The sequence below is a fragment of the Methyloceanibacter sp. genome, from assembly GCF_051306395.1.
Classification (GTDB): domain Bacteria; phylum Pseudomonadota; class Alphaproteobacteria; order Rhizobiales; family Methyloligellaceae; genus Methyloceanibacter.
The window spans coordinates 1-3440 of the sequence record NZ_JBPPND010000203.1; the positions used below are offsets into that span (position 1 = coordinate 1).

The 3440-nt window shown below is 63.4% G+C and carries 5 protein-coding genes; 2 read left to right on the forward strand and 3 right to left on the reverse strand.

Annotation, left to right across the window (positions count from 1 at the left end; all coding sequences use genetic code 11):
• The first annotated feature begins 25 nt into the window (after nucleotides 1–25).
• Nucleotides 26–580 (forward strand): BPSL1445 family SYLF domain-containing lipoprotein, encoded by a 555-nt coding sequence (locus tag ACSLE4_RS10665; protein ID WP_435904440.1) that lies wholly within the window; start codon nucleotides 26–28, stop codon nucleotides 578–580.
• A gap of 38 nt (nucleotides 581–618) precedes the next feature.
• On the opposite strand, the gene ACSLE4_RS10670 is transcribed toward ACSLE4_RS10665, so the two are convergent.
• On the reverse strand, nucleotides 619–786 hold the full coding sequence (locus ACSLE4_RS10670) for a hypothetical protein (protein WP_435904436.1): 168 nt from the start codon (nucleotides 784–786) through the stop codon (nucleotides 619–621).
• Between the two features lie 105 nt (nucleotides 787–891).
• Nucleotides 892–1359, reverse strand: a complete 468-nt coding sequence (locus tag ACSLE4_RS10675) for a hypothetical protein (protein WP_435904437.1) — start codon at nucleotides 1357–1359, stop codon at nucleotides 892–894.
• 588 nt (nucleotides 1360–1947) lie between these two features.
• Between ACSLE4_RS10675 and ACSLE4_RS10680 the strand changes: the two genes are divergently transcribed.
• Complete coding sequence (locus tag ACSLE4_RS10680) at nucleotides 1948–3150, forward strand: D-alanyl-D-alanine carboxypeptidase/D-alanyl-D-alanine-endopeptidase (protein ID WP_435904438.1); 1203 nt, start codon at nucleotides 1948–1950, stop codon at nucleotides 3148–3150.
• Between the two features lie 40 nt (nucleotides 3151–3190).
• On the opposite strand, the gene ACSLE4_RS10685 is transcribed toward ACSLE4_RS10680, so the two are convergent.
• A partial coding sequence (locus tag ACSLE4_RS10685) for a hypothetical protein (protein ID WP_435904439.1) occupies nucleotides 3191–3440 on the reverse strand: 250 nt, incomplete at its 5' end.

Consider the following 3440-nt stretch of genomic DNA (forward strand, 5'->3'; position numbering starts at 1 on the left):
GCGCGTTACGGGAGGAATCAACGCCATGAAAATCCTGGCCGCCAGTCTCTTTGCCGCCGCTCTTGCTGCCGCCGCGTCCTTTGCCGTGCCTCCGCCGGCGCAAGCCGCTTCCGGCGCCGAGCTTGAGCGCGATGCCAACGACACGCTGCATAGCTTCGTGCGCCAGATCGGCGGCGCCCGCGAGCTCGCCAACAAGGCGGTCGGGATCCTCGTGTTCCCCTCGGTGATAAAGGCGGGTTTCGGCGTGGGCGGCGAATACGGCGAAGGCTTGCTGATCGTCGATCAGCGCCCGGCCGGCTACTACAACATGATCTCCGCCTCGTTCGGCTTCCAACTCGGCGCTCAGGAGCGGTCGGTGATCATCATGTTCATGACCCAGAGCGCGCTCGATGCCTTCTATCGCCGGGCGGGCTGGAAGGTCGGCGTGGACGGCTCCGTCACGATCATCACCGTAGGCGTCGGCGGCTCCATCGACACCGACAAGGTGACCGAGCCCGTGATCGGCTTCATCCTCGACCAGAAGGGGCTGATGTATAATCTCACCCTTGAGGGGACCAAGATCAGCAAGATCGAGCGCTGAGGCGCATCGAACGGGCCAGAGGCGCCAAGCCGAAAGAGCTAGTCGATGGAGAGGTGCTTCACGTCCTGGCGCGGGCGCGTGTCGTCCTTGAGGGTCGCGTCGGGCGGCGCCATGCGGAAGGCCTTCATCGGCACCTCCACGGCGCAGCCAGCCACCGAAAGAGCGATGAGGCCTGCGAGAGCGGTCGAAACAGCAAATCGAATCATGAGATCAGTGGCTTCCTTGTTTGTGACAGAGAAGCAGACAAACCTGGCGAAAGTTTGAAGATTGCGATGAGCTGGTGACCTGGCTCCTAGCCGAGCGCCAGACGATCAGCACTTGTTGCCGAGGGTCACGACGCAGCCGATACCCTTGCCGGTTTCCTTGAGCACAGTGCCCCCGCCTTTCACCACGCCCTTGCCGACCGTACCGGCACCCTTGACCACGCCTTTGCCCGTTTCGACCGTGCCGCCGACAACGCCCTTACCGACCGCGACGGTTCCCTTGCCGACACCCTTGACGGCACCGACAGGGCCTTCGCTCACGCCCTCGCCGATATCCTTGGCGCCCTCGACGACGCCGCCACCGACTTCGCCGGCGCCCCTGGCCACACCTTTGCCGGCCTCCACGGTGCCGCCCACGGCGCCGCTTCCAACCTCACCGGCGCCTTTGACCACGCCCTTGCCGGTGGTCGCCGTGCCCTTCACCGCGCCCTCGACAGGCTTCACCTCTTGCGCGTTGGCCGCAAACGACAAAGCGATAATGGCAGCAGCGGTAGCAATCGAAACGGAATAGCGCATCTCATCATCCTCCTGAGCAGATCGGGTGGATCGATCCGAAATTGGCTTCGCGGACCGGCTAGCACGGCTTTTTGCCCCTAGTGCGGCAGCGCAAAGGACCAACGGTCCGAACGGCTTACCCCGTTCCAGGCGAGCTAAATGAGGTGAAACAGATAGATCAGCGCTGCAATGAAAGCGGCCATGCCAAGCCAAGTGTAAATATAGGGCAGCCTGCTTTTGGGGTCCTGTAAGGACATAACCGTAGCCCTCATAATAAAGCGCCGGCGAGGAACGCCGGAGGATGTACGTGGGAAGTCAATTCGAGAAAAGGTCCCGGCAACGCGAAGGAAATCGAGACCTTTCGGGGAGGTTACAGGATGACTAGTCCTGAGGCGGCAACAAGCGTTTTCATTGCAGTGTACTTCGATGATAGTGCCGGAAGCCGGCCAAGGAGCAATATTGGAAGCCGTCACGGCGGGCGCACGACCAAATGGGGGAGATCTCGGTATCTCTTGTGGTCGCAATTGCGGCATACGCGCAAAAGCGTTCCGCGACGTCGCCTAGACAAGGCCGTTTGCCGGGTACGGTCCCAAGCCTATAAATAGGCGTATGTCTCTCTGGTCCCGTTTGCTCGTCCTTGCTCTGCTCCTGCTGCCCGCCCAGGCCCTGTCCACGCAAACGCTGGCCGGCACCAAGGACCGGGTCGCTGCGCTGGCGCCGTCGGGGCTGGTGTTCGTCATGGACGACGACGGTAACGAGTTGATCGCCCAGAACGCCGATGAGCCCTTCGTCCCGGCTTCCGTCGCCAAGGTCGTGACGGCCTGGCTGGCGATGGAGGTGCTGGGCGCTGACTACCGCTTCAAGACCCGTTTCTACTTGGACGACGACCGGGTGCTTTACGTTCAGGGGGGCGGCGATCCCTTTTTGATCTCCGAGGAGCTGGCGCTGCTCGCGCCCCAGCTGGTCACCGCGATCGGCAAGGAGCCCATCACCGGCATCGTGCTCGACTCGAGCTACTACCCTTCCGACCTCCGCATCCCGGGTATCGAGGACACCAACGAGGCCTATGACGCGCTGAACTCTGCGCTTGCGGTGAACTTCAACACGATCCACGCGGTGCGCAGCGGCAACAGCGTCCGCACCGCCGAGAAGCAGACCCCGATCACGCCGCTGGCGATCAGCCAGTTCAGGGCGCGAGGCCCCAAGGGCCGCAGCCGCATCAGCCTCACCCAGGACCCGGACGTGAGCCTGAAATACGCCGGCGAGTTGATCGCCGCGTTCGTCGACCAGGCCGGCGGCAAGGTCGAGGGTGAGATCACTGTCGGACCCGTGCCGGAGGGCCTGGAGCCGGTCTACGTGCACAATCAGTCCCGCTACCTCGCCGAGATCATCCACCAACTGCTGATCGGCTCGAACAACTACATCGCCAATCAAGTGTTCTTGGAGATCGGCGCGGAGCGCCTGGGCGGGCCCGTCAGCCTCGAGAAGTCACTCCAGGTCGCGAACGAGATGCTCACCAAGCACGGTCTCGCCGAGGACATCTATCTCGAAGAAGGCTCGGGCATCAGCCGCGGTAACCACTTTACGGCCCGCGGGCTGACCAAGGTGCTCAACCTCTTTGTTCCTTATGCGGAGCTGCTCAAGCGCGGCCGCGGCTCCAATTACAAGACCGGCACGATGAGCGGCGTGCGTACGCTGGCTGGCTATGTCGATACCGCCAAGCATGGACGTGTGCGCTTCGTGATCGCGCTCAAGGGCAACACGGGGACCCTACGCTACCGTCTGATGCAAGAGATCGAGCGCGGGCTCTAAACCCAAGCCTTTCTCATCCAAGTGCAGACGCGAGCCGCGCTTACCGGCGCTTCGGCTTGCGCCGCGCGGGTCGCGATGCCGCCTGAATTGGCAGCTTGATCTTCGTACCGCCTGGCGCGAACGCCGGGGCCATGGCGGGGCTCGCCAACGGGCCGGCCGCCTTGCCGCCGGTCTTCAGAAACTCCGCATGGCTGATAAGGCCCGCGAGCTGGCCGGGCCGCGCCTTGCGCTCGCCGGCCCGGAACCGCTCATACGCCGTGCGGCTCAGAAAAGGCGCCTTCGCCAAGTGG